Origin of the sequence: Serratia sp. (in: enterobacteria) (genome assembly GCF_051654945.1) — a bacterium.
GTDB lineage: Bacteria > Pseudomonadota > Gammaproteobacteria > Enterobacterales > Enterobacteriaceae > Chania.
In genome coordinates, this window is the sequence record NZ_JBOFZA010000023.1 from 172,877 (window position 1) to 196,187 (window position 23,311).

The window sequence follows — 23,311 nt, forward strand, 5'->3', positions numbered from 1 at the left end:
TTACATTCCTGTCAATTTCCTTACAATGGCCTGACGCTTTCTTCACGAAACGACCATTCCTCGTGGCGGCGTAAAATATATTCTTTTTAAATCAAATAATTAACAGGAAAACCTGTTGACCTCGGGACGGGAATATTTCTCTCATGGAAAAGCCAAGCTATAACACTTTAACTGCATTAATCCTCGCATCACTCGCCAGCGGCAGCGCCCTGGCCCAACCGGCGGATACCATGGTGGTCACCGCTTCCGGTTTCCAGCAAAGAATTCAAGACTCGCCGGCCACCATTTCGGTGATCCCTCGCCAACAGTTGGAAACCAGAGCCTATCGTGACGTTACCGATGCGTTAAAAGACGTGCCAGGCGTGGTCGTTACCGGCGGTGGCAGCAGCAGTGATATCAGCATCCGTGGCATGTCCTCCAAATACACGCTGATCCTGATCGACGGTAAGCGCGTCGATACCCGTGGCACGCGCCCTAACAGCGATAACGCCGGTATCGAGCAGGGTTGGTTGCCACCGTTGCAGGCGATTGAACGTATTGAAGTGGTGCGCGGGCCAATGTCTTCACTCTATGGTTCCGACGCCATGGGTGGGGTGATCAACATCATCACGCGCAAAACCTCCACCACTAAAGCCTGGACCGGTTCTCTGCAAGGCGATGCCACCATCCAGGAAGACCGGGACTCCGGCGATATCTACCAGACCAACGCCTACGCCGCTGGCCCGCTGATCGATGGACTGCTTGGCCTGCGAGTGAATGGCCTGTTTTCCCACCGTGGTGAAGATCACTTCGTCAACGGCTTTAATGAACAGCGGATGCGCAGTGGCACGGCAGTCTTCAGCCTGACGCCGGACGAGCAGAACGATTTTGATTTCGAAATCGGCCGCTCCCTGCAGGATCGCAACAGCACGCCGGGCAAGTCCGTGGCAACAGAAAACTGCCGCAAGGGCGTCTGTAAACCCAACTCCTCCAGCGACAACCTGTATACCCGTAATAACTACTCGATCACCCATAACGGTACTTACGACTTTGGTAACAGCACCAGCTACATTCAGCGCGAAGAGACCAATAACCCAGGGCGCGACATGAAGATGTACAACACTATCTTCAACACTCAGACCCAGTTTGATCTTGGCGACCACATGCTGAACCTCGGCGGGCAATACCGCTACGAGAAGCTGAGTGACGGCGGCAACCAACTCGAAGCAGCAGATGGCCTGGATCAACTGACCCGCTGGAGCTGGGCGCTGTTCGCCGAAGATGAATGGGCGCTGACCAACGATTTCAGCCTGACCACCGGCATCCGTATGGATCGCGATCAGAACTACGGCAGCCACTGGACACCACGCATGTACGGCGTATGGCACCTGACGGAGATGTGGACCGTGAAAGGCGGCGTGTCTGCGGGTTATCGCTCACCGGATCTGCGTCAATCCTCAGCCAACTGGGGCCAAATCACCGGCGGCGGTGTGAGCAACGGCATCATCGTGGGTAACCCGAATCTGAAGCCGGAGAAAAGCATCAGTGAAGAAGTTGGCATTCTGTGGGACAACCAGGAGGGGCTGAACGCTGGCATCACCCTGTATAACACCGATTTCAAAGACAAGATCACCGAAGTTCGCCGCTGCAACAGTTCAAGCGATCCGGCCTGCACCATCGGTGACACGACTTATGATTTCGTCAGCGACCGCGTCAACGTAGACAAAGCCAATATGCGCGGCATCGAAGTGACCACGGGCTGGCAAATCACCGACGACTGGAAGCTGAGCACCAACTACACCTTTACCGAGTCTGAACAAAAGAGCGGCGAGTTCCAGGGCAAGGCGCTAAACCAGATGCCGAAGCACATGATCAATAGCGTGCTGGATTGGCAAGCTACTGAGGATCTGGGCCTGTGGTCACGCGTCAACTTCCGCAGCGAAACCTCGGAATACCTGAGCCGTACTTCAATGGCAGTCAGCACACCATCCTATACCTTTGTTGATGCCGGGGTGAGTTATCGGGCGCTGAAAAACCTGCAACTCAGCGGCGGAGTTTACAACATTCTGGATAAAACCGTGGATTACGAGCACTACAACACCACGTTGGATGGCCGTCGTTACACCGTGGGTATGACTTACAACTTCTGATTACCGCCCCTCACCCTAACCCTCTCCCACAGGGAGAGGGGACCTACCGTGCCACATTTTAGCTTCTGTACTTAGCCACTACGCCGTGCTCTGCCAAAGTTCTACTCCCACACCGATCGGCTCCCTCGCCCTGTGGGAGAGGGCTGGGGTGAGGGGAGAAATAACGCGGCGGTTGCCCGCCGCGTTTAGAGCTAATGACTTACTTGTCTGGGTTCCACTTCGGGAATTCCATTTCACTGTACTTCACGACTTTAGTGCCGCGTGTCAGCTTGTAACCGAACCAGATAATCAGGAACAGTGGAATACCGATATAGGTTGCCGTCACGCCGTACCAGTCAATGCGGTCCGCCAGGAAGGCCTGATAGTTCTGCCCCAGCGTGATGATCAAGCACAGCACGAAGGCAAACATTGGCCCCAACGGGAAGAAACCGGATTGATACGGCAGATCGTTCAGGCTATGGCCTTGCATCACATAGCCGCGACGGAAACGGTAATGGCTGATAGCGATCCCCAACCAGGCGATAAAGCCGGTCATACCCGAGGTATTCAGCAGCCACAGGTAAACGGACTGGTTGCCGAACATCGAGCTAAGGAAGCACAGCGCCGCCACCACGGTGGTTGCATACAGCGCATTACGCGGCACGCCGCCTTTTGACAGCTTGGCGAAAATGCGTGGAGCCTTACCTTCCGAAGCCAGCGTGAACAGCATACGGGTGGAGGCATACATCCCGGAGTTACCCGCAGACAGTACCGCCGTCAGGATCACCGCGTTCATCACCGCCGCCGCAGAGAGCAGGCCAGCATGTTCGAATACCAGCGTGAACGGGCTGACGCTGATGTCTTTCACATCATTACGCAGCAGGCTCGGATCGGTATAAGGAATGATCAGGCTGATGATCAGGATCGCGAAGATATAGAACAACAGAATACGCCAGAACACCTGACGCACCGCACGTGGAATATTCTTGCCCGGATCTTCCGACTCACCCGCCGCGATACCGATCAGTTCGGTGCCCTGGAACGAGAAGCCGACGATCATCGCCACGCCTATCATGGCCGAGAAGCCACCGGCAAACGGCGCATCGCCGATCGTCCAGTTATGCCAACCGGCATTCTCACCGCCCTTCAGGATACCGAAGATCATCAGTACGCCAAGGCCGATAAAGATAATCACCGTGCTCACCTTGATCAGTGAGAACCAGTATTCCGCTTCACCGAAGCCTTTGACCGAGATGTAGTTAAGCAAGAACATCAGGCCCAGGAACAAGGCGCTCCAGATCCAGCCCGGCGTGTCCGGGAACCAGTAGTTCATCACCAACTGCGATGCCACCAGATCGACCGCAATGGTCACCGCCCAGTTGTACCAGTAGTTCCAGCCCAGCGCGAAGCCGAAGCCTTCTTCAACATATTTGGCGCCATAGGTGGAAAACGACCCTGAAACTGGCATAAATGCCGCCAGCTCGCCCAGGCTGGTCATCAGGAAATACACCATCAGACCAATCAATGCGTAGGAGAGCAGCGCGCCCCCTGGGCCTGCCTGGGAAACCGTTGCGCCAGAGGCCACAAACAGGCCGGTACCGATGGAACCGCCAATGGCAATCATGGTTAAATGCCGGGCTTTCAGCTCGCGGCGTAATCCGGGTGCTTGCTGCCCCGCTGTTTTTATATCCTGCTGAGCCATTCTTACCCTATCTGCTCGTCAAAAATGAGGGCCGGATTGTAACAAATACCTGCCAGCGAACTAGCAACATTGCCCTGATATAAGATAGCTTCATAATCCACGGCTAATTATTAGCAACGGCCCTAATGGTTACTTTATGTGATCCTGATCGGATTTCGCTCCGACGCAGTAGCTCAAAAAACGCTGTAGTGCATTGGAAATATGCTTTTGCCGGTGGTGGATCAGGTACAGCGTACGCAGCAATGGCGGTAGAGGGATACTCAACTCCACCAACACCCCGCTGGCCAATTGCTCCTCGACTACGCGGCGTGACAGGCAACTGATGCCGATGCCGTGACGTACCGCATGCTTGATCGCTTCCGAGTTGCCCAACTCCATCACCAGTTGAAAATTAGGCAAGTGGGCCAGCAACAGGTGATCCAGCACTTCGCGCGTACCTGACCCCCTTTCCCTCAAAATCCAAGGGGCACTGGCCAATGTCTCCAAGGTCACCGGTTGCTGTGCCAAGGGGTTATCTGGTGCGGCAAACACCACCAGCTCATCCTCCAACCAGGGTTGGGTGACCAGTTCAGGCATGTGGCACGGCCCTTCGATCAACCCCAGATCGACACGAAAATCGGCTACTGCAACAATCACCTCCTGGCTGTTCCCCACATTCAACTCCAACGGAGTTGCAGGGAAATCCTGGCGATAGTGGGCAATCATCTCCGGCAGCATATAGTTGCCGATGGTGCTGCTGGCGGCGATACGCAGCGCCCCGCTGTCATGCAGAAACAGCTGTTCTATTTCTCCTGCCTGCTCCAGCAGAGCCAGGGCTTTGGGGTACAGCAAGCGACCATGTTCGTTGATCACCAGGCGCTTGCCCACGCGATCGAACAACAATACCTTCAACTGCCCTTCCAGATCGGCCAGCGCCGCACTGACCGCCGATTGTGATAAAGCCAATACCACTGAGGCCTGAGTGGTTGATCCGCTTTTCAGTACCTCAGTAAAGACTTCCAGTTGGCGCAAAGTGATATGCATAGCAGCCTCGACATAAAGAGAATGGTTAGCCAGAAGTCAGACCAAACCATTTAAATGAAAACACCAAAACATCAGCCACGGGGCGTCGCTAAGTTAACGCCCCGGCCTTATAAGATTATCACGTTTACAGCATCAGGCTTGGCAGCTTAGCCAATCTGCCCTGCCGTTAAACCACTTATTCCGATAAGTTATAAATATATAATCAATTTCTCTTTTAGGTCGACTGCTTTTATCATTACGTTCAGGAATTTAGCAGAGGACAAAATCATCATGGCGAGTGACAGCACTCATACCTATCCCGAACAGCGCTTTCCCCTGTTTGGACTACCGCGGCTGATACCAGGCTTGCTGCTGACCGGCGCGCTGACTGCGCTTTCGGTCTGGGCAGGTGATGTTCCCTGGATTGCCGGACTAGGTTTAGGCGCCCTGACGTTGGCGATCCTGCTAGGCATTCTGGTCGGCAACACGCTGTATCCGTGGTTGCAACCTAGCTGCCACACCGGCGTACAGTTGGCCAAACAGCGGCTGCTGCGCCTGGGTATCATCCTTTATGGCTTTCGTTTGACCTTCCAGCAAATTGCCGACGTGGGGGCCAGCGGGATCATTATCGATGCCCTCACCCTGAGCAGTACCTTTTTGCTGGCCTGCTGGTTGGGGAAAAAAGTGTTTGGCCTGGACAGCCAGACCACCATGTTGATCGGTGCCGGTAGCAGCATCTGCGGGGCCGCTGCCGTGATGGCCACCGAGCCGGTGCTCAAGGCAGACTCCAGTAAGGTAGCCGTCGCCGTCTCTACCGTGGTGGTATTTGGTACGCTGGCGATCTTTGCCTATCCATGGCTATACCAATTGAATGAGCACTTCCAGTGGCTGCCGTTTACGCAGGAAACCTTCGGCATCTACGCTGGCTCAACGATCCATGAGGTGGCTCAGGTAGTGGCTGCTGGCCATGCCATCGGCCCGGATGCGGAAAATGCGGCGGTGATCGCCAAAATGATCCGCGTCATGATGCTGGCCCCGTTCCTGCTGCTGCTGTCTGGCTTCATCAGCCGCAAAGCTGGGAACGCTAGCAAGAGCGAAAAATCGGCCATTACCATTCCGTGGTTTGCGGTGTTGTTTATCGCCGTGGCCGGCCTGAACTCGTTCAACCTGATCCCGACGACGCTGGTGCAGCATCTGATCACCATCGATACCTGGATGCTGGCCATGGCGATGGCAGCGCTGGGTCTGACCACTCATATCAGTGCAGTGCGTCAAGCGGGTGTCAAACCTATCCTGCTGGCGACGCTGCTGTTTGTCTGGCTGGTGATCGGTGGTGGTGCCATCAACCTGATGGTACAACACCTGCTGTAATCCCCTTCTTTTACTACGGCGGGCCTGGGTTCCAGGCTCGCTTCTTTTCACCGCCATTCAATCCTTCGCTTATCAATGCCATAATGGTCCCGATATCAGAGGAGAATCGAAATGAAGTTTGTCGGTGCACATGTCAGCGCTTCAGGTGGTGTGGATCAAGCCGTGATCCGCGCACACGAATTAGAGGCGACCGCATTCGCCCTGTTCACCAAAAATCAGCGTCAGTGGAAAGCAGCCCCGCTGCCTGCCGACGTGATAGATAAGTTTAAAAGTGCCTGCGCCCTGTACGGCTACGGCCCAGGGCAAATCCTGCCGCACGACAGCTATCTGATTAACCTTGGCCATCCGGTAACAGAGGCATTAGAGAAGTCCCGCGAGGCGTTTCTTGACGAGATGCAACGCTGCGAGCTGCTGGGGCTGACGCTGCTGAACTTCCACCCGGGCAGCCACCTGATGCAGATCGAGGAGGACAAGTGCCTGGCACGGATCGCCGAGTCGATTAACATTGTGCTGGATAAAACCCAGGGCGTTACCGCCGTGATCGAAAATACCGCCGGGCAAGGCAGCAATCTGGGGTTCAAATTTGAACACCTGGCAGCCATTATCGACGGTGTGGAAGACAAGAGTCGCGTCGGCGTCTGCATTGACACCTGCCACGCTTTCGCCGCCGGTTACGATCTGCGTACTGAAGAAGATTGCCAAAAGACGTTTAAAGAGCTGGGCGACGTAGTCGGCTTTAACTACCTGCGCGGCATGCACCTTAACGATGCCAAGAGCGAGTTTGGCAGCCGGGTTGACCGCCACCACAGTCTGGGCGAGGGCAATATCGGTAAGACCGTATTCAGCTATATCATGCGCGACGAGCGCTTTGATGGGATCCCGCTGATCCTGGAGACGGTGAACCCGGATATCTGGGCCGAGGAGATTGCCTGGCTGAAAGCGCAGCAATAGCTTGCTGTGAGGATAAAAAAACCGGCACTGTTCAGATGCCGGTTTTTTTGTTTTGCGTAACCGTTATGCCACCGTGGCTGCCGGCACTTCAGAGCGTTTGATGACCGCATAGGCCACGCCCGCCAACAGCGTACCCGCCACAATCGCTAACAGATACAGCAGTACCGGTGAGATTGCCCCTGGGATCAGCAGCACGAACAGACCACCGTGTGGCGCCATCAGTTTTGCACCGAAGGCCATCGACAGCGCGCCGGTCAAGGCACCACCGGCGATACAGCACGGCAGAACGCGCATTGGATCACGAGCCGCAAACGGGATAGCCCCTTCGGTGATAAAGCACAGCCCCAACACCAGCGCAGCCTTGCCCCCTTCCTGCTCGGATTTCTCGAACTTGCGGCGTGCCAGAATGGTTGCCAGCCCCATCGCCAGCGGTGGCACCATACCTGCTGCCATAATCGCCGCCATCGGTGCGTAGACCGAGGAACTCAACAGCGCCACGCCAAAGGCATAGGCCGCCTTGTTCACCGGGCCGCCCATATCGGTACACATCATTGCACCCAGAATGGCGCCCAGCAGTACCGCATTAGCGGTGCCCAGCGATTGCAGCCAGTTGGTCAGGCCTTCCATGATTTTCGCAACTGGGGTACCCACCACGTAAATCATGATCAAACCGGTGATCAGGCTGGCAACCAGCGGAATAATCAGGATCGGCTTAAGCGCTTCCATACTCTGTGGCAGATGCAGCTTACTGCTGATGGCCTTGGCCACGTAACCCGCCAGGAAACCGGCAATAATACCGCCGAGGAAACCGGCACCGGTGCTAACCGCCAACATACCGCCAATCAGACCTGGCGTCAGGCCTGGGCGATCCGCAATGGAGAACGCGATATAACCCGCCAGAACCGGCACCATCAGCGCGAAGGCCGAACCGCCACCGATCTGCATCAGCGCCGCAGCCAACGTCCCCTTCACTTCAAACGCCTTGATACCAAACACGAACGACAGCGCGATACACAGACCACCCGCCACGACCATCGGCAGCATGTAAGACACGCCGGTCAGCAGGTGGCGATATGGGCCTGCGCTCTCTTTCTTCTTGCCTGAGCCCGCGGGGCTGCCGCTTTTTTGCGGCTGGAAGATCTCGGCTTCGACCTGTGCCTTATCCAGTTCCTGCACGGTTTTCTTTAATGCCAAACCGGTCGAGGTGCGGTACATCGGCTTACCGGCAAACTTGTCCAGATCCACTTCGATATCTGCCGCGACGATCACCAGATCGGCCGCCGCCACTTCTTCTGGCGTGATGGCGTTCCCGGCACCTACGGAGCCACGGGTTTCCACTTTCACCCACCAGCCGCGCTTCTTGGCTTCGCTCTCGATGGCTTCGGCCGCCATAAAGGTATGCGCTACGCCGGTCGGGCAAGCGGTAACTGCAACAATACGCTTCGGACCGGCGGTTTTTGCCAGGGCCACAGACTGAGCCGGGGCCTGATACGATTTGGCTTGCGCCTGGGCCGTGGTCAGGAAGGCTTCGGGTTCACGCACCGCGTGTTCCACATCACCGATATAAACCTGTTTGCCGTTCAGCTCGGCGTCAGCAGGAGCGGAAGCACCCGCCACCACGACCAGTTCAGCCTCGCTGAGCGAGTTAACCAGCGTCAGGCCGGTTTTGGCCGCAGCGGCCTCAAGTATGCGTTTCGCCAGGTGGCTACGAGCCTGCCCGAGCGAGCTGTCTATCATCAGCAGCGTTTTCATTCTGCCTCCTGCGATTAATTAAAGGGTTTCAGATCGACACGGGCCATCATCGCGGCCAACTGCGGGCGATCGGTGATGCCTACGTTGCTCTGGCTAACGGCCAGTGCAGCCACGGCAGTCGCCAAGCGCAAGGTATGTTCGCTGGATTCACGCATCAGCAGGCCGTAGATCAACCCGCCAACCATAGAATCACCGGCACCTACGGTGCTGACCACTTCACAGGCTGGTGGTTTGGCGATCCAGGCACCAGAGGCGTTAACCCACAGTGCTCCTTCAGCACCCAGAGAGATCACCACATGGGCAATGCCCTGTTCACGCAGGGCGTGAGCGGCTTCAACCACATCGTCCAGCTTCGGCAACGGTTTGCCGGCCCAGATTTCCAGTTCGCGGCGGTTAGGTTTTACCAACCACGGAGAGGCTTTCAACCCGGCTACCAGCGCTTCACGGCTGCTGTCAAAAATGATGCACGGACACTGCGCACGCAGGCGGGTCATCCACTCGGTGAAGGCTTCCGGCGCAACCCCGGCTGGCAAGCTGCCGCTGACTGCCACCATATCGAACTGGCCCAACCAGCTCAGGGAGTCCGTTACAAAACGTTCCCAATCCTGTGGTGTCACTTCAAAACCGGAGAAGTTGAAGTCAGTCACCTCGCCGTCTTTTTCCGTCAGCTTGACGTTGATACGCGTACGCCCAGGGACCACCTGGAAACGGTTGGCAATACCCAAATCGCTGAACAGCAGTTGGAAACCATCCTGGTTGTCTTTACCAAGGAAACCGCCAACGGTGACGTCGATACCTAAGTCTTTCAGTACCTTGGCAACGTTGATCCCTTTACCTGCCGCATGGAGACCGGCGGTTCTTACCAGGTTAACCTCACCCCGTTCGATCTCCGGGCAAAAGCCCACCAGATCGTAAGCCGGGTTCAGGGTTATGGTGGCTACTCTTCTGCTCATGCTGCACCCTCGCCAAGACCTTCACTGATTGCTTCACCAATGGCTTTCAGCGCCGCTTCAGCATCGTCACCACTGGCGGTAAAGCGCAGGTGATGACCTTTTTTCACACCCAGTGCCACTACCTTCATCAGGCTGCGACCGTTGGCCGGTTTACCGCTGCCATCGAGATTGGTGACGGTAATGTCACTGGAGAACTGTTTGATCACGTTGACCAGCGCCGTGCCCGGACGGGCATGCAGGCCATGTTCGTTACGCACCACATATTCTGCAGTCAGCACCGCACTCTCTTCAGCAACTTCGCTGGTGAGTAATGCCAGCACGCCAACCGCATCGGCGTTCAGCAAGCGTTCAGCTTTTTGGCTGACTAACAGATCGCTTAAGTAGTTCAGCACCGTCAGCGGTTGCTGATCGGCCACGGAGACAGTCAGCAACAATGCGACCTTTTCGCCTTCTTCATCGAATGCCTGCGCCGGACGGCTGACGGTGGCAGCGCTGATCAGGTTGCCTTCGGTGCTGTCACTCAACCAGATCCCCTGCCCCAGATTCAGTGGCTTACGGGTGATCACATCGCTGACAAACTGGGCGTTGACCGCACCGATTTTTTGCAGACGGCCTGCGTTCAAAGCCTGGAGCGTCATCAGTGAATCGGCAGCCACATCGAGGGAAATCAATGAAGCATCAAACTTGAACTCAGCCGCTGACTTTTCCCCCATCAGCAGGCTGCGCAATTCTTCGGCTGACGTGGTTTTTGCCAGCTGTTCAGCAACGCTGTCATCGCTGAGCACGTGCGTGAGCTGACGCAGCAGCGCCAGGTGTTCATCGGAGCGCGCGGCAATGCCGATCACCACATAGGCCGTCTGGCCTTCGCCCCATTCGATGCCCTGCGGAAACTGGAATACCTGTACACCGGTATTCAGCACCAGATCGCGGGTATCGGTAGTCCCATGGGGAATGGCGATGCCGTTGCCGAGATAGGTGGACGTTTGCAGCTCACGCTGTAGCATGCCGTCAACATAGGCGGCGCTGACGCACCCGGCAGAGGTAAGCGCTGCCGCTACCTGCCGGATGGCTTCCTGTTTGCCGCTAGCCGCAGCTCCCAGGTGAATATCTTGCTGTGACAACTGGAACATGGTTCTCCTCTCCTGCCGAATTGAATCGTTTCAGCCACGTTAAGAAAAAGGAGCGTTACCCATCGCCTGCTCAAGCCATCGATAACGCTGAAACGTTTCAATGAGTGTGTAAGCAGCCATCACCGAAAGCAAGTTTTCTTAATCTTGACGTGATAGTTTTTTGACCTTACGCACACTTTTCTCGCTGTTTCCCCTACGAACAGGGGAAAATGGCATACTGTGCTGAAACCAAGCTGAAGGAGAAAAACCAAATGGTCGCAACCGGTATTGGAGTCATTATCGTTAATGCCCAAGGGCGGATCCTGCTGGGCAAACGCTGCGGGACCCACGCCCCTTTCTGGTCGATCCCCGGGGGCCATCTGGACGCGGGGGAAACCTTTGAACAGTGCGCCCAGCGCGAAATCGCCGAAGAAACCGGCTTGCAGATTGCCACGCCCAGCTTTATTGGCGTCAGCAACAATCTGCAAACCTGGCGCGCAGAAGGAAAACATACGGTGTCGATCTGTATGCTGGTTCAGCATCCAGGAGGCGAAGCGGAATTAAAAGAGCCGGAAAAGTGTGCCGAATGGCGCTGGTGTTCCCCAAACGATCTGCCGGAGCCCCATTTTGAAGCGAGCAGAGCGGCAATCCACCTATGGCTCAGCCAACAGGTCTATCTGCCTGTATTTTGACGTTATTCCTCCCGCTATTTTCCCCTGCCCGTCAATAAATATCGCTATATACATCAAGATATAACGCTATTTTATTGCTCAATTGGTCTATTTTTCACTGTAAATACCCCTAAGGTATTAGGTTTATTTGGCGAAAATATCTATACTTATTCGGATAATTCGGCCCGGTGTCGAAATTTTTTTGGCAAGATTTTCCTTGGTATTTCATAACTATAAGTGGGTTCAATATGAGCAAAAAACAAACTGGCTTTGAAAAGCGACGCCGGTGGGGATGGCTATGGATTTTGGTTATTGGGATTATTCTCGGTGCCGCACTGCTGGCGGGGACCGCAACCGTCTTCCATAAAACCAGTGATACCGCCTTCTGTGTTTCCTGCCACACCATGCAACAGCCGCTGGCCGAATATCAAGGCAGTGTCCACTTCCAGAACGCCAAAGGTATCCGCGCCGAATGCGCCGACTGCCACGTCCCTCATGAGCCGCTCGATTACCTGTGGACCAAGATCCGCGCGGTGAAAGACATATACGGCGAAATGACCGGCAAGATCGACACCCCGGAAAAATACGAAGCCCATAAGCTCGCCATGGCGCAATCGGTCTGGAAGACGCTGAAAGAAAACGATTCGGCAACTTGCCGTTCTTGCCATAGCTTCGATGCCATGGATATCACCGCCCAGCGTCCTGAAGCGCGTATTCAGCACCCGGTGGCTATCAAGCAGGGCGAAACCTGTATCGATTGTCATAAAGGTGTAGCGCATATCCTGCCGGATATGAGCGGTGCCGCACAGGCCGGTGCTGCCGAACTGGCGAAAGCCGCGGCGGAAACGTCACCAACCGCGACCACGCTGTTCACCATCGCCACCGAACCGTTCTTCCTGAAAGCCGACGAGACGCACAACGCCGGTAACCTGATGCCTTCAACCGAAGTGCACGTGGTGAAACAGGAAGGCGACAAAGTGCTGGTCGACGTCAGCGGCTGGCAGCAAGATGGCGTCAGCGAAGTGTTCTACGCCGCGCAAGGTAAACGTATCCTCAGCGTATTGCTGGGCGAAGACGCACGTAAACTGCTGAAAACCACCAGCACCATGACCGATGCCGAAACCGGCCTGGTCTGGCATCAGGTGTCGCTGCAGGTCTGGTTGCCACGTAAGCAACTGATCGACGACCAGCAGAAAATCTGGCGTTACACCGCCGATATAATGTCCGCCAACTGTACCGGCTGTCACGGTCTGACTGCCCTTGATCGCTTCAACGCCAACCAGTGGATCGGCGTGATTAAAGGTATGGCTCCTCGCACCTCGTTGTCGCAGGAACAACTGCGCGTTCTGACACAGTACGTTCAGAAACATGCCAGCGATATGCAACCTGCCACACCGGCCAAGAATTAAGGGAGAAGCGAAATGAGCAAGTATCAACAACAACCACTGGCCATGAGCCGCCGTCGTTTCCTGACCGGTGCCAGCGCCCTGGCTGCCGTGCCACTGTTTGCAGGCCTGTGGCCTAAATCGGCGTTGGCGGAAGCCATCAGCCAGGCATTGCCGCAGTTCGTGGCATTACGTCAGGCGCAAAAAGGCATTCTGACCGGCGCGCACTGGGGCGCATTTGAAGCCATCGTGCAAGATGGCAAGATGATCGGTGTGCAACCAGTCAAGGACGATCCTTACCCGAACGATCTGATCACCATGGCTCCCCATCAGGTCCATGCGGAAAACCGCATCAAATACCCGATGGTGCGTAAAAGCTGGCTGGAAGGCGGCCCAGGCAGCCGCACCGAACTGCGTGGCAACGATGAATGGGTGCGCGTTAGCTGGGATAAAGCGATCGATCTGGTCGGTAACGAAATCATGCGGTTGCAGAAAGATCACGGCCCGCAGTCCATCTATGCGGGCTCTTACGGCTGGAAAAGCGTGGGCATGCTGCACAACAGCCGTACCCTGCTGCAACGCCTGATGAATCTGAGCGGTGGCTTCCTGGGCTATGCCGGTGACTACTCTACCGGTGCCGCACAGGTGATCATGTCACACGTCATGGGTTCAATGGAGGTTTACGAACAGCAGACCGCCTGGCCAAACGTGATCGACAACAGCCAACTGGTGATCCTGTGGGGCTGTAACCCGATGATCACGCTGAAAAACAGCTGGAACGTCCCCGACCACGTCGGCCAGACCGGCTTTGAGGCGCTGAAGAAGAAAGGCACCCGTATCATCAGTATCGATCCGGTGCACAACGACAGCGCCAAATATGTTGGCGCACAGTGGATCGCTCCACGTCCGTACACCGACAGCGCGATGCTGATCGGTATCGCCCATACCCTGCTGACCGAAAAGCTGCATAACCCGGACTTCCTGAAAACCTATACCGTAGGTTTTGACAAGTTCCAGGCCTATCTGCTGGGTGAAACCGACGGTACGCCAAAAACCGCCGAGTGGGCTGCCGATATCAGCGGCGTCGACGCCGAGGTGCTGCGTCAGTTAGCTCGCGATATGGCCAAACAACGCACCATGATCATGGGCGGCTGGGGGATCCAGCGTCAACATCACGGTGAGCAGCAGCACTGGTTGCTGGTGACCGTGGCGGCCATGCTGGGCCAGATCGGCCTGCCGGGCGGCGGCTTTGGCTTCAGCTATCACTACTCTTCCGGCGGTAGCCCAACGGCCAAAGGCGGCATCCTCTCCGGTATCTCTGCCGGGAATGCGCCGAAGAACTCGCCAACGCCAATTCCGGTAGCTCGTATTGCCGAATGTCTGACCAATCCAGGCAAGACCATTCACTTTAACGGGACCGATGTCACCTACCCAGACGTGAAGATGGTCTACGTGGCCGGTGGTAACACCTTCCACCAGCATCAGGACACCAATAATCTGGTGAAAGCCTGGCAGCGGCCGGAAACCATCGTGGTCAACGAACCGTACTGGACGGCCACCGCCAAGCATGCCGATATCGTGCTGCCGGCCACCACCAGTTACGAACGTAACGATCTGGAGATGGGCGGCGACTATTCGCAACTGTACGTCTTCCCGATGCACCAGTGCGTTCCGCCACAGCATGAGTCACGTAGCGACTTCGATATCTTCGCTGCGCTGGCTGCCAAGATTGGCGTGCTGGATGCCTTTACCGAAGGCAAAGACGAAACCCAATGGCTGAAAGGCATGTACGACGACATGAAATTGCAGGCCCGTGGTGCACGCGTTGCCCTGCCGCCGTTTGACATGTTCTGGGAATCGAACAACTACATTCGCTTCCCGATCCCACAGGAAAACAAACAGTGGATCCGTTTCGCCGATTATCGTGAAAACCCGCTGCTTAATCCGTTGGGAACTCCATCCGGCAAGATTGAAATCTATTCCGATGCCATCTCGAAGATGGAGTACCTGGATTGCAAAGGCATTCCAACCTGGATGCCGCCACATGAATGGTACCGTGGCCCAGAGGCAGCCAAATATCCGCTGTCCTTGAATACCGCGCACCCAACCAACCGCCTGCACTCACAGCTCGACAACACGCCGCTGCGTAAGAAATACGCGGTAGCGGACCGTGAGGCTATCTTGATCCATCCAGAGGATGCCAAAGCGCGTAATATCACCAACGGCGATTTGGTGCGGGCGTTTAACGACCGTGGGCAGATCCTGGTGGGCGCCATTGTCAGTGAAGATGTGCGTCCAGGTGCGGTGCGGATCAGCGAAGGTGCCTGGTACGATCCGGCCGATCCGGCAACGCCGGGGTCGATCTGTAAGAACGGCAACGTCAACTGCCTGACTTTCGACATCGGCTCCTCCAGTCTGGCACAGGGCAACTGCGGCCAGATGGCGCAATTGGAAATTGAGAAATATCAGGGCGAAGTGCTGAAGAATACCGCGCACGACGTTCCTGCTGGCGCATAGCCGCCAGACACACCGCGGGGTGATGGTGACATCGCCCCGCGCTTTTCCTGCCAAAAGATAAAATCTAGTTACCCTTTCCTTGATTGAAACCGGTTTTTGTTTTTTTTAAACGAGCGTATTATTCGCGCGTCTCCTTTCTCTTTGGCTAGTTATTCACCCTTATGCGTACTTCAACTGCGGCAACGCGACGCTTGCCCGATTTAACTTCATTGGCATTTCTGGTCGTGGCTTTTCTCACCGGGATTGCCGGTGCCTTACAGACACCCACGCTGAGTCTGTTCCTTTCCACCGAAGTGAACGTGCGGCCAACAATGGTCGGGTTGTTCTTTACCGGCAGCGCGGTGATCGGCATTTTGGTCAGCCAGTTTCTCGCGAGCCGCTCAGATAAACGGGGCGATCGCAAGTCCCTGATCTTTCTCTGTTGCATGTTAGGCGCATTAGCCTGCGCGCTGTTCGCCTGGAACCGTAACTATTACCTGTTGCTGTTCGTCGGCGTGCTGTTGAGCAGCTTCGGCTCCACCGCCAACCCGCAGATGTTTGCCCTGGCACGGGAGCATGCCGAGCATACCGGGCGGGAAACGGTGATGTTCAGCTCTATCCTGCGTGCTCAGGTTTCCCTGGCCTGGGTGATTGGCCCACCGATCGCCTTTGCGCTGGCATTGGGGTTTGGTTTCAAGGTGATGTACCTGGCTGCCGCCGCTGCCTTTATTCTTTGCGGAGCGTTGGTATGGAAGATGTTGCCCTCCATGCCAAAAGTGCAAAGTTCCGGCGGGGCTACGCTGGAAGCCCCACGTCAGAACCGCCGCGATACCTTATTGCTGTTTATGGCCTGTACTTTGATGTGGACCGCCAACAGCATGTATTTGATCAATATGCCGCTGTATATGGTGCGGGAACTGCACCTGCCGGAAAAGCTGGCCGGGATACTGATGGGTACCGCCGCCGGGCTGGAAATCCCGACCATGTTGCTGGCAGGGATGGTTGCCCAACGCTTTGGCAAGCGTTTCCTGATGCGTTGTGCGGTAATTGCCGGGGTGCTGTTTTATGCCGGGCTGCTGTTTATTAGCGGTACCTGGCAGTTGATTGCGTTGCAACTGCTGAACGCAGTGTTTATCGGCGTGCTGGCAGGGATTGGTATGCTCTATTTCCAGGATCTGATGCCTGGGCAAGCCGGTGCGGCCACTACGCTATTTACCAACACCACCCGCGTTGGCTGGATTATTGCCGGTTCGATCGCCGGGGTCGTGGCCGAGATGTGGAGTTATCACGCGGTATTTTACTTCGCGCTGGCGATGGTACTGGGTGCCGTACTGTGCATGTGGCGGCTAAAGGACGTTCAAGGCGCGGTATCCGCCTCCAGCTTGGCCAGATAGATCAGCGCCTCGTCACGGCGGTCATGACACATCTCACGGCTGGCCTGGAGGCTGCCGCAGACTTTAGGGCGTAGCGGCGAATTAAACAACCCACAGCGCAATTGCTGGTCCAGATGAATACAGCGGGTATTAGCCGGTTTGCCGTTAGGCATACCCGGGATCGAGCTGGAAATCGAAGGTGCGATACAGCAGGCACCACAGTCGGGACGGCAGTCCATCTACGATTCTCTAGGGCTGATTATGTGGCGAGACAATAGCAGAACGCCGCATTAAGTTATACTCATTCACAAATCTTACCAATGGTGCTAGAGTTTATTTTTCATGGAACGGAAAACTTAGAACTATCAATGGAGTGATTTCATGTCAGATAAAAATTTCAACCCGAGTTGGGAAGGCTACATGGGGGACTTCCTGAAGGGTAATGTCGGGATCAACCAGCTAAAACCCCAGCATGAGTTTCTTGATTCTATCGGGCTGGAGAAAGCCTTAAGCGATAATACGCAATACCACGTCGTTCTCACGATCGCTGAGGCAAAAGGTATTATTGATGATATCGACTCTCGCCGCCCTGGAAACCCAGATCTGGGCCGTGGTGAAGCGTTCGCTCGGGGCTTTGAGCAACAAAGTACCAGCCGTGGCGATGCATTTTCCAGAGGCTTTGAGCCGAGAAATGCCATATCTTCCGTGTTTAAGGTTACCGATCCTATCTCCACTTATGCAGGCAATATCTATGATGCGCGTGGGCTATTTGATGTCATCATTGAGTTTAAGAGAATAGGCATAACGGCCACGCTGTTCACAGGAGCAAATGGCGTGAACCTTATTCATATATCAGGTTATGCCGGGCTTCGGCGAACCATAACTGGCACGCGGTATGCCGCCAACCATCCGCAGATGTTAGCGATGGGCATCGGGCAGCAAGGCATTAATACAGGGATAGTAAGAGGCGCACGCTTTTGTATCCTTTTCTCTGTGGGATATCGCATTTTAGAAAGTATTTTCAAAGATGAATATACTTTGGCCGACTTTATCGGAAATATAACTGTGGATATGGCCAAGACAGCGATTGCTGCTGCTACATCCTTTGTTGCAGGCGTATTTTTGACTACAACTGTTTTTGCTGTCAGCAGTATTATTGCTGTTGCCGCGATCGTTTTTGTTGTTGGATTAGTCACCGTCATCATCTTAGATGCGATAGATAAAAAATATGGAATAAGTGAAAAATTAATAGCATTATTAAAAGAAAAAAACAGAGTAAAACCAAGAACACCCGAAGCTAACTTTCATTTCATCCTAAATGGCCTAGGGAAATAAAAATGAATAACAAATACACTAAAATAGCACTTTCAATAATACTATTAATACTGTTTTCACTTGCAGCATTACTAATCTGCCGTTATGTTTTATCATTAGTATTTATGGAGGATGAAATCACATTCTCCGCATCTATACTTATTGTTTTTCTCTCTAGCCCAGTAATATTTTACGCCATTCTCAGTGGCATATATTTTTTTGCTTTTGATAAGCGCCCAAAATATGATAAAGGAATTACTCGATATTTGGTTTATCTAATGTTCTTATCATTTGCTATCAGCTTACCTATTTCTTTTTATGTTGATTATAAGCTGAAGAATGCCGGTTATTTAACGTGTGACAAAATATCATGGCAGTCACCAACTACTTATGTTACGAACTTATCACTTTGTAAGTAAATTTTATCTACTATATAGAGGGACTTATGGCTAATTTGATTTATGCAAGTATCAACGGTATTAAACAGGGCTTGATTTCCGCTGGTTGCTCGACTCTTGACTCCATTGGTAATAGATGTCAAAAAGGACATGAGGATCAAGTTTACATTCTTGCTTTCGATCATAATATATCCAGAATGCAAAATGTCTCCCACCAGCCAGTCAGAATAACCAAGCCGATTGACAAGTCATCACCCTTGCTTGGCATGGCAATATCAAACAATGAAAAACTACAAATTGTATTGTATATGTATCGTGTCAACCCGTCTGGAGCTTTAGAGGTATTTTATACCATCAAGCTTAAGGACGCTTATATCTCTGATATATCCCAACACTGCCCAAATGCGCTGACACAAAATGATGGTCAACCCTACGAGATTATTTCATTGTCTTATAAAAGCATTGATTGGCAGCATAATATTTCCGGCACCTCGGGTTATAGCATTTGGGACGAGCAAGTTTATTGATTTAGTGAGTAACTGCTGGATTTCTTGGTGGTTACTTATCAAAATGGCGCATGGTCACGTAGAACGCACAATGGATTGGGTAGCTAGATTATGATAAATAAATACTGGGGAATATTTTTAGCAACAATACTACTAATAGTATTTTCATTCGGAACATTGTTGTTTTATGGCTATATAAAATCACTAGTCTTGATGGAAGATGAAATAACATTTTCAGCCTCAGTGTTTATGTGTTTATTTGGTTCTCCCTTGATACTTTATGCTATGTCTGGCTCTATTTTTTCCTTTATTTTTAATCGATCGCCTAAGCATAATATGATTATTATTACAAACTTGACTAGATTAGCGTTGGCATCAATTGTTATTAGTCTGCCTGTATCTCTGTATGTTAACTACAAACTTAAGCAAGATGGTTATTTAACGTGTGACAGAATTTCTTGGATGTCGCCGACAACGTATGTGAAAGATTTATCCCTTTGCAAGTAATCTGCATCGCGGTGCTGTTAACTCCCACCAACCTCAAAGTCTACGCGAAGCAATACATCACAACAGGTAAAGTGACACCCCTCACCCTAACCCTCTCCCACAAGGAGAGGGAACCGAATGTGCATACCGATTAACTTCAGCGACGAATGTAGCATCGTATTGGCTGGTGTATGAAATTAACTCCTGCACCTGAAGGCAGCGCCGTACCAGCTCCCTCGCCTTTGGGAGAGGATTGGGACGAAGGGAACAACCGCCAAATAGCGCTCCTAACCGCTGAATATTGCACCAACCCAGCAAAATCTTCGCTTTACATGCACACATCACGCACGTACCATTGAGCTAGTACAAAAGAACTCAAGGCCAACGGCCATTCAGGAGCAATCATGTCTGCGGACACCATCCAGAAGCTTACCCGCCCTTCCGTACTCGGTGGCGCGATGATCATTGCCGGCACCGCCGTAGGTGCAGGTATGTTCTCCATCCCAATCGTAACTTCTGGCGTGTGGTTCAGCGGCTCCGTGGCGCTGCTGATTTATACCTGGTTCTGTATGCTGATCTCCGGGTTGATGATCCTTGAGGCCACCATGAATTATCCGGCGGGTGCCAGCTTCCACACCGTGGTCAAAGATCTGCTTGGCAAGGGCTGGAATACCCTTAACGGCCTGTCGATCACCTTCGTCCTCTATATTCTGACCTATGCCTATATCTCGGCGGGCGGTTCGATCATTGCCCATACGCTGGAAGGCGTCTTCGGGGCCAACCAAACGCTGTCCGGTTTGGTGTTTGCCATCGTCGTGGCCTTTATCGTCTGGTTATCCACCCGCGCCGTAGACCGCCTGAGCACCATTCTGATTGGCGGTATGGTGATCACCTTTGTGTTGTCCGTCGGCGATATGTTTACCCACGTACAGCCTGCCGTGTTATTCAACCTGAACGATAACGACGCCAGCTACCTGCCGTATGCGCTAGCTGCACTGCCTTACCTGCTGACCTCGTTCGGCTATCACGGCAACGTGCCGGGCCTGGTGAAGTATTATCAGAAAGACAGCGGTGCCGTGGTGCGCAGCCTGGTGTATGGCACCCTGCTGGCATTGGCGATCTATATCCTGTGGCAGTATGTGATCCAGGGTAATATTGCCCGTGACGCCTTCAAACAGGTGATCGCCGAAGGGGGCAATATTGGTAGCCTGCTCAAGCAGATGGGTAACGTTTCCAGCAGCTATGCGGTGGGCCAACTGCTGAACGCCTTCTCTTATATGGCGCTGGCCAGTTCGTTCCTGGGGGTGTCACTGGGGCTGTTCGATTTCCTCGCCGACTTCTTCAAGTTCAAGGATAACCAGGCAGGCCGTACCAAATCGGCGTTGGTTACCTTTGTACCGCCAACCGTAGCCGCGTTACTGTTCCCGAACGGTTTTCTGTACGCCATCGGCTTTGCCGGCCTGGCTGCCACCATTTGGGCGGTGATCGTCCCTGCCATGATGGCGCGAGCCAGCCGCCGCCGGTTTCCACAGGCGAGCTATCGTGCTCCCGGCGGCCAAGGCATGATCCTGTTCATCATCTTGTTTGGCGCGATCAACGCCGTAGCCCACGTGCTGACGTTGTTAGATCTGCTGCCAGTGTTTGAATAATCGCCAAATCTACACGAGCGCAGCATGCTGCGCCCCTACGCCATTACTCTGCTTGGCAATGTCATCAGTATCAGGGCGGCCATGGCCGCCCTTTTCCCCACTCTTTTTACGCGTGGCTATTGCCTGAAAAGCACGGCGCGAGTAACTTGTCGCAACTTCCTAAAATCTATTTTGACAGGGTATTGCAATGGCAAGAGCGAACGAAATCAAGCGCGGTATGGCGATCAATTACAACGGCAAACTGCTGCTGGTGAAGGACATCGATGTCCAGAGCCCAAGCGCCCGTGGTGCCAGCACGCTGTATAAAATGCGCTTCTCCGATGTCCGCACCGGGCTGAAGGTCGAAGAGCGTTTTAAAGGTGATGATATTCTGGACACCATCAGCCTGTCCCGCCGCAAGGTCAACTTCTCGTATATTGACGGCGAAGAATATGTGTTCATGGACGATGAAGACTACACCCCATATATCTTCAAGAAAGATCAGATCGAAGATGAGCTGCTGTTCATCCCTGAAGCGGGCTTGCCGGGTATGCAGGTGCTGACTCTGGATGGCCAGGTACTGGCGTTGGAATTGCCGCAGACCGTGGATATGGAAATTGTGGAAACAGCACCGGGCATCAAGGGCGCTTCTGCCAGTGCGCGTAACAAACCGGCCACCATGGCGACCGGCCTGACTATTCTGGTGCCTGAATATCTGAGCAGCGGTGACAAAATCCGCATTCATATTGCAGAACGCCGCTATATGAGCCGCGCAGACTAGTCAACGGTAGGGGGCGCAACCTGATTGCGCCCTGCTTTGCTACAGTAACTCAGGGAAAAACCGCCGCTTCAACGCCAGCTCGACCCCACGTACCTCCGCCAAGCCTTTCAAACGACCGATGGCCGAATAGCCCGGATTGGTTTTCTTTTTCAGATCGTCCAGCATCTGGTGCCCATGATCGGGTCGCATCGGGATCGGCCGCAGATCGCCTGCCTTATGACGCCGCTGTTCTTCAGTCAGGATCGCTTCGACCACCGCCACCATATCCACGTCCCCTTGCAAATGCGCCCCTTCGTGGAAGGTTTTTGGATTTTCCTCACGGCAGGTGGCACGCAGGTGGGTGAAGTGAATGCGATCGCCGAAGGTTTCAATCATCCGCACCAGATCGTTATCCGCACGCACGCCGTAAGAACCGGTACACATGGTGAAACCGTTATAGATGCTGTCTACCGTCTCTTTCAGCCACTGCATATCTTCGATGGTGGAAACAATGCGCGGCAGACCAAGGATCGGGCGAGGAGGATCATCTGGATGCACCGCCAACCTGACTCCCACCTCTTCTGCTACCGGTACGATAGCGCGCAGGAAGACGGCCATATTCTCACGCAGTTGTGCCTTATTGATATGATCGTACTCCGCCAGCCGGGCACGGAACTGATCGAGCGTGTAGCCCTCTTCCGCCCCTGGCAGCCCCGCAATGATGTTGCCAGTCAGTTTGGCAATATCCGCTGCGCTCATGGCTGTAAAGTAGCTTTGCGCCTGTGCCTGTTCTTCAGCGGTATAATCTTTTTGCGCCCCGTTGCGGCACAGGATATGCAAATCGAAAGCCGCAAAGGCAATCTGATCAAAGCGTAATGCTTTGGAGCCATCCGGCAGGAGGTATTCCAGATCGGTGCGCGTCCAGTCGAGGATCGGCATAAAGTTGTAGCAAACGGTATCAATGCCGCAAGCCGCCAGGTTGCGCAGCGATTGCTGATAGTTGGCGATATGGCGTTGATAGTTGCCGCTATGGGTTTTAATTTCCTCATGCACCGGGATACTTTCCACTACCGACCACACCAGCCCTTTCTCCGCCAACAGAGCCTGACGCGCCTTGATCTGTTCAACCGGCCACACTTCACCATTAGGGATATGGTGCAACGCAGTCACTACTCCAGTAGCTCCTGCCTGACGGACATCATCCAGCGAAACCGGATCGTTCGGCCCATACCAACGCCATGTTTGTTCCATTGATTTATCCTTGTAAAAGTCGCTCTTTCATCGTTGAAGATGCATCGGTGGTGAGGTAGATCGCAAAATCAAATCAATCCTGTTATACCACATTG

20 protein-coding genes are annotated in these 23,311 nt (G+C 53.9%); 13 read left to right on the top strand and 7 right to left on the bottom strand.

Annotated features, from left to right (window positions below):
- The first annotated feature begins 143 nt into the window (after positions 1–143).
- Complete coding sequence (locus tag ACRDCA_RS01205) at positions 144–2,129, top strand: ligand-gated channel protein (protein ID WP_438687947.1); 1,986 nt, start codon at positions 144–146, stop codon at positions 2,127–2,129.
- A gap of 199 nt (positions 2,130–2,328) precedes the next feature.
- Here ACRDCA_RS01205 and ACRDCA_RS01210 read toward each other — a convergent pair whose 3' ends face one another.
- Both ACRDCA_RS01210 and yieE read right to left on the bottom strand, forming a co-directional pair.
- Positions 2,329–3,810, bottom strand: a complete 1,482-nt coding sequence (locus tag ACRDCA_RS01210) for an amino acid permease (protein WP_438687948.1) — start codon at positions 3,808–3,810, stop codon at positions 2,329–2,331.
- Between the two features lie 129 nt (positions 3,811–3,939).
- The gene (gene yieE / locus ACRDCA_RS01215; RefSeq protein ID WP_438687949.1) at positions 3,940–4,833 is read right to left on the bottom strand and encodes a DNA-binding transcriptional regulator YeiE; all 894 of its coding nucleotides are present in this window, start codon (positions 4,831–4,833) and stop codon (positions 3,940–3,942) included.
- A 270-nt stretch (positions 4,834–5,103) separates the two neighbouring features.
- On the opposite strand from yieE, the gene ACRDCA_RS01220 reads away from it, so the two are divergent.
- Together ACRDCA_RS01220 and nfo are read left to right on the top strand one after the other, a co-directional pair.
- Positions 5,104–6,183, top strand: coding sequence for a YeiH family putative sulfate export transporter (locus tag ACRDCA_RS01220; protein WP_438687950.1), 1,080 nt, complete (start codon positions 5,104–5,106; stop codon positions 6,181–6,183).
- 111 nt (positions 6,184–6,294) lie between these two features.
- Entirely contained in the window at positions 6,295–7,134 is an 840-nt protein-coding gene (nfo, locus tag ACRDCA_RS01225) for a deoxyribonuclease IV (protein WP_438687951.1), read from the top strand.
- A 63-nt stretch (positions 7,135–7,197) separates the two neighbouring features.
- Here nfo and fruA read toward each other — a convergent pair whose 3' ends face one another.
- From fruA to fruB, 3 genes are read right to left on the bottom strand one after another with little or no spacing between them, the layout of a single operon-like run.
- Positions 7,198–8,886 (bottom strand): PTS fructose transporter subunit IIBC, encoded by a 1,689-nt coding sequence (gene fruA, locus ACRDCA_RS01230; protein ID WP_438687952.1) that lies wholly within the window; start codon positions 8,884–8,886, stop codon positions 7,198–7,200.
- A gap of 14 nt (positions 8,887–8,900) precedes the next feature.
- Entirely contained in the window at positions 8,901–9,839 is a 939-nt protein-coding gene (gene fruK / locus ACRDCA_RS01235) for a 1-phosphofructokinase (protein WP_025120619.1), read from the bottom strand.
- Complete coding sequence (fruB, locus tag ACRDCA_RS01240) at positions 9,836–10,969, bottom strand: fused PTS fructose transporter subunit IIA/HPr protein (protein ID WP_438687953.1); 1,134 nt, start codon at positions 10,967–10,969, stop codon at positions 9,836–9,838. Before fruB ends, fruK begins: the two co-directional genes overlap by 4 nt.
- Positions 10,970–11,178: 209 nt before the next feature.
- Between fruB and ACRDCA_RS01245 the strand changes: the two genes are divergently transcribed.
- The 4 genes from ACRDCA_RS01245 (at position 11,179) to setB (ending at position 16,894) form a co-directional block, all read left to right on the top strand.
- Positions 11,179–11,640, top strand: a complete 462-nt coding sequence (locus ACRDCA_RS01245; protein WP_438687954.1) for a nucleotide triphosphate diphosphatase NUDT15 — start codon at positions 11,179–11,181, stop codon at positions 11,638–11,640.
- Between the two features lie 227 nt (positions 11,641–11,867).
- On the top strand, positions 11,868–13,028 hold the full coding sequence (locus ACRDCA_RS01250) for a NapC/NirT family cytochrome c (protein WP_438687955.1): 1,161 nt from the start codon (positions 11,868–11,870) through the stop codon (positions 13,026–13,028).
- A gap of 12 nt (positions 13,029–13,040) precedes the next feature.
- Positions 13,041–15,521 (top strand): trimethylamine-N-oxide reductase TorA, encoded by a 2,481-nt coding sequence (gene torA, locus ACRDCA_RS01255; RefSeq protein WP_438687956.1) that lies wholly within the window; start codon positions 13,041–13,043, stop codon positions 15,519–15,521.
- A 161-nt stretch (positions 15,522–15,682) separates the two neighbouring features.
- Complete coding sequence (setB, locus tag ACRDCA_RS01260) at positions 15,683–16,894, top strand: sugar efflux transporter SetB (RefSeq protein WP_438687957.1); 1,212 nt, start codon at positions 15,683–15,685, stop codon at positions 16,892–16,894.
- Here setB and ACRDCA_RS01265 read toward each other — a convergent pair.
- A complete protein-coding gene (locus tag ACRDCA_RS01265; protein WP_438687958.1) occupies positions 16,858–17,112 on the bottom strand; it encodes a YkgJ family cysteine cluster protein in 255 nt (84 codons plus the stop codon). The two genes, setB and ACRDCA_RS01265, sit on opposite strands and share 37 nt — an antisense overlap.
- Before the next feature lie 142 nt (positions 17,113–17,254).
- Between ACRDCA_RS01265 and ACRDCA_RS01270 the strand changes: the two genes are divergently transcribed.
- The 6 genes from ACRDCA_RS01270 (at position 17,255) to yeiP (ending at position 21,986) form a co-directional block, all read left to right on the top strand.
- A complete protein-coding gene (locus ACRDCA_RS01270) occupies positions 17,255–18,208 on the top strand; it encodes a hypothetical protein (protein WP_438687959.1) in 954 nt (317 codons plus the stop codon).
- Between the two features lie 2 nt (positions 18,209–18,210).
- Positions 18,211–18,606, top strand: coding sequence for a DUF1240 domain-containing protein (locus tag ACRDCA_RS01275; protein ID WP_438687960.1), 396 nt, complete (start codon positions 18,211–18,213; stop codon positions 18,604–18,606).
- Between the two features lie 26 nt (positions 18,607–18,632).
- A complete protein-coding gene (locus ACRDCA_RS01280; protein ID WP_438687961.1) occupies positions 18,633–19,112 on the top strand; it encodes an Hcp family type VI secretion system effector in 480 nt (159 codons plus the stop codon).
- A 192-nt stretch (positions 19,113–19,304) separates the two neighbouring features.
- Complete coding sequence (locus tag ACRDCA_RS01285; RefSeq protein WP_438688001.1) at positions 19,305–19,598, top strand: DUF1240 domain-containing protein; 294 nt, start codon at positions 19,305–19,307, stop codon at positions 19,596–19,598.
- Between the two features lie 383 nt (positions 19,599–19,981).
- Positions 19,982–21,226 carry a tryptophan permease gene (gene mtr / locus ACRDCA_RS01290; RefSeq protein ID WP_438687962.1) on the top strand — a complete coding sequence of 415 codons (1,245 nt, stop codon included), beginning with the start codon at positions 19,982–19,984 and terminating at the stop codon, positions 21,224–21,226.
- 187 nt (positions 21,227–21,413) lie between these two features.
- Positions 21,414–21,986, top strand: a complete 573-nt coding sequence (yeiP, locus tag ACRDCA_RS01295) for an elongation factor P-like protein YeiP (RefSeq protein WP_021805861.1) — start codon at positions 21,414–21,416, stop codon at positions 21,984–21,986.
- A 39-nt stretch (positions 21,987–22,025) separates the two neighbouring features.
- Here the strand turns inward: yeiP and uxuA are convergent, their stop codons facing one another.
- Complete coding sequence (uxuA, locus tag ACRDCA_RS01300; protein ID WP_438687963.1) at positions 22,026–23,216, bottom strand: mannonate dehydratase; 1,191 nt, start codon at positions 23,214–23,216, stop codon at positions 22,026–22,028.
- Between the last annotated feature and the right edge of the window lie 95 nt (positions 23,217–23,311).

What these genes read in the sequence shown, in the direction of transcription:
- ACRDCA_RS01285 (WP_438688001.1), top strand. Translation starts at nt 19,305, where the DNA reads ATGGAAGATGAAATAACATTTTCAGCCTCAGTGTTTATGTGTTTATTT.
- ACRDCA_RS01245 (WP_438687954.1), top strand. Translation starts at nt 11,179, where the DNA reads ATGGCATACTGTGCTGAAACCAAGCTGAAGGAGAAAAACCAAATGGTC.
- torA (WP_438687956.1), top strand. Translation starts at nt 13,041, where the DNA reads ATGAGCAAGTATCAACAACAACCACTGGCCATGAGCCGCCGTCGTTTC.
- fruB (WP_438687953.1), bottom strand. Translation starts at nt 10,969, where the DNA reads ATGTTCCAGTTGTCACAGCAAGATATTCACCTGGGAGCTGCGGCTAGC.
- ACRDCA_RS01210 (WP_438687948.1), bottom strand. Translation starts at nt 3,810, where the DNA reads ATGGCTCAGCAGGATATAAAAACAGCGGGGCAGCAAGCACCCGGATTA.
- setB (WP_438687957.1), top strand. Translation starts at nt 15,683, where the DNA reads ATGCGTACTTCAACTGCGGCAACGCGACGCTTGCCCGATTTAACTTCA.
- ACRDCA_RS01220 (WP_438687950.1), top strand. Translation starts at nt 5,104, where the DNA reads ATGGCGAGTGACAGCACTCATACCTATCCCGAACAGCGCTTTCCCCTG.
- yieE (WP_438687949.1), bottom strand. Translation starts at nt 4,833, where the DNA reads ATGCATATCACTTTGCGCCAACTGGAAGTCTTTACTGAGGTACTGAAA.
- ACRDCA_RS01270 (WP_438687959.1), top strand. Translation starts at nt 17,255, where the DNA reads ATGTCAGATAAAAATTTCAACCCGAGTTGGGAAGGCTACATGGGGGAC.
- yeiP (WP_021805861.1), top strand. Translation starts at nt 21,414, where the DNA reads ATGGCAAGAGCGAACGAAATCAAGCGCGGTATGGCGATCAATTACAAC.
- fruA (WP_438687952.1), bottom strand. Translation starts at nt 8,886, where the DNA reads ATGAAAACGCTGCTGATGATAGACAGCTCGCTCGGGCAGGCTCGTAGC.
- ACRDCA_RS01275 (WP_438687960.1), top strand. Translation starts at nt 18,211, where the DNA reads ATGAATAACAAATACACTAAAATAGCACTTTCAATAATACTATTAATA.
- mtr (WP_438687962.1), top strand. Translation starts at nt 19,982, where the DNA reads ATGTCTGCGGACACCATCCAGAAGCTTACCCGCCCTTCCGTACTCGGT.
- uxuA (WP_438687963.1), bottom strand. Translation starts at nt 23,216, where the DNA reads ATGGAACAAACATGGCGTTGGTATGGGCCGAACGATCCGGTTTCGCTG.
- ACRDCA_RS01280 (WP_438687961.1), top strand. Translation starts at nt 18,633, where the DNA reads ATGGCTAATTTGATTTATGCAAGTATCAACGGTATTAAACAGGGCTTG.
- nfo (WP_438687951.1), top strand. Translation starts at nt 6,295, where the DNA reads ATGAAGTTTGTCGGTGCACATGTCAGCGCTTCAGGTGGTGTGGATCAA.
- ACRDCA_RS01205 (WP_438687947.1), top strand. Translation starts at nt 144, where the DNA reads ATGGAAAAGCCAAGCTATAACACTTTAACTGCATTAATCCTCGCATCA.
- fruK (WP_025120619.1), bottom strand. Translation starts at nt 9,839, where the DNA reads ATGAGCAGAAGAGTAGCCACCATAACCCTGAACCCGGCTTACGATCTG.
- ACRDCA_RS01265 (WP_438687958.1), bottom strand. Translation starts at nt 17,112, where the DNA reads ATGGACTGCCGTCCCGACTGTGGTGCCTGCTGTATCGCACCTTCGATT.
- ACRDCA_RS01250 (WP_438687955.1), top strand. Translation starts at nt 11,868, where the DNA reads ATGAGCAAAAAACAAACTGGCTTTGAAAAGCGACGCCGGTGGGGATGG.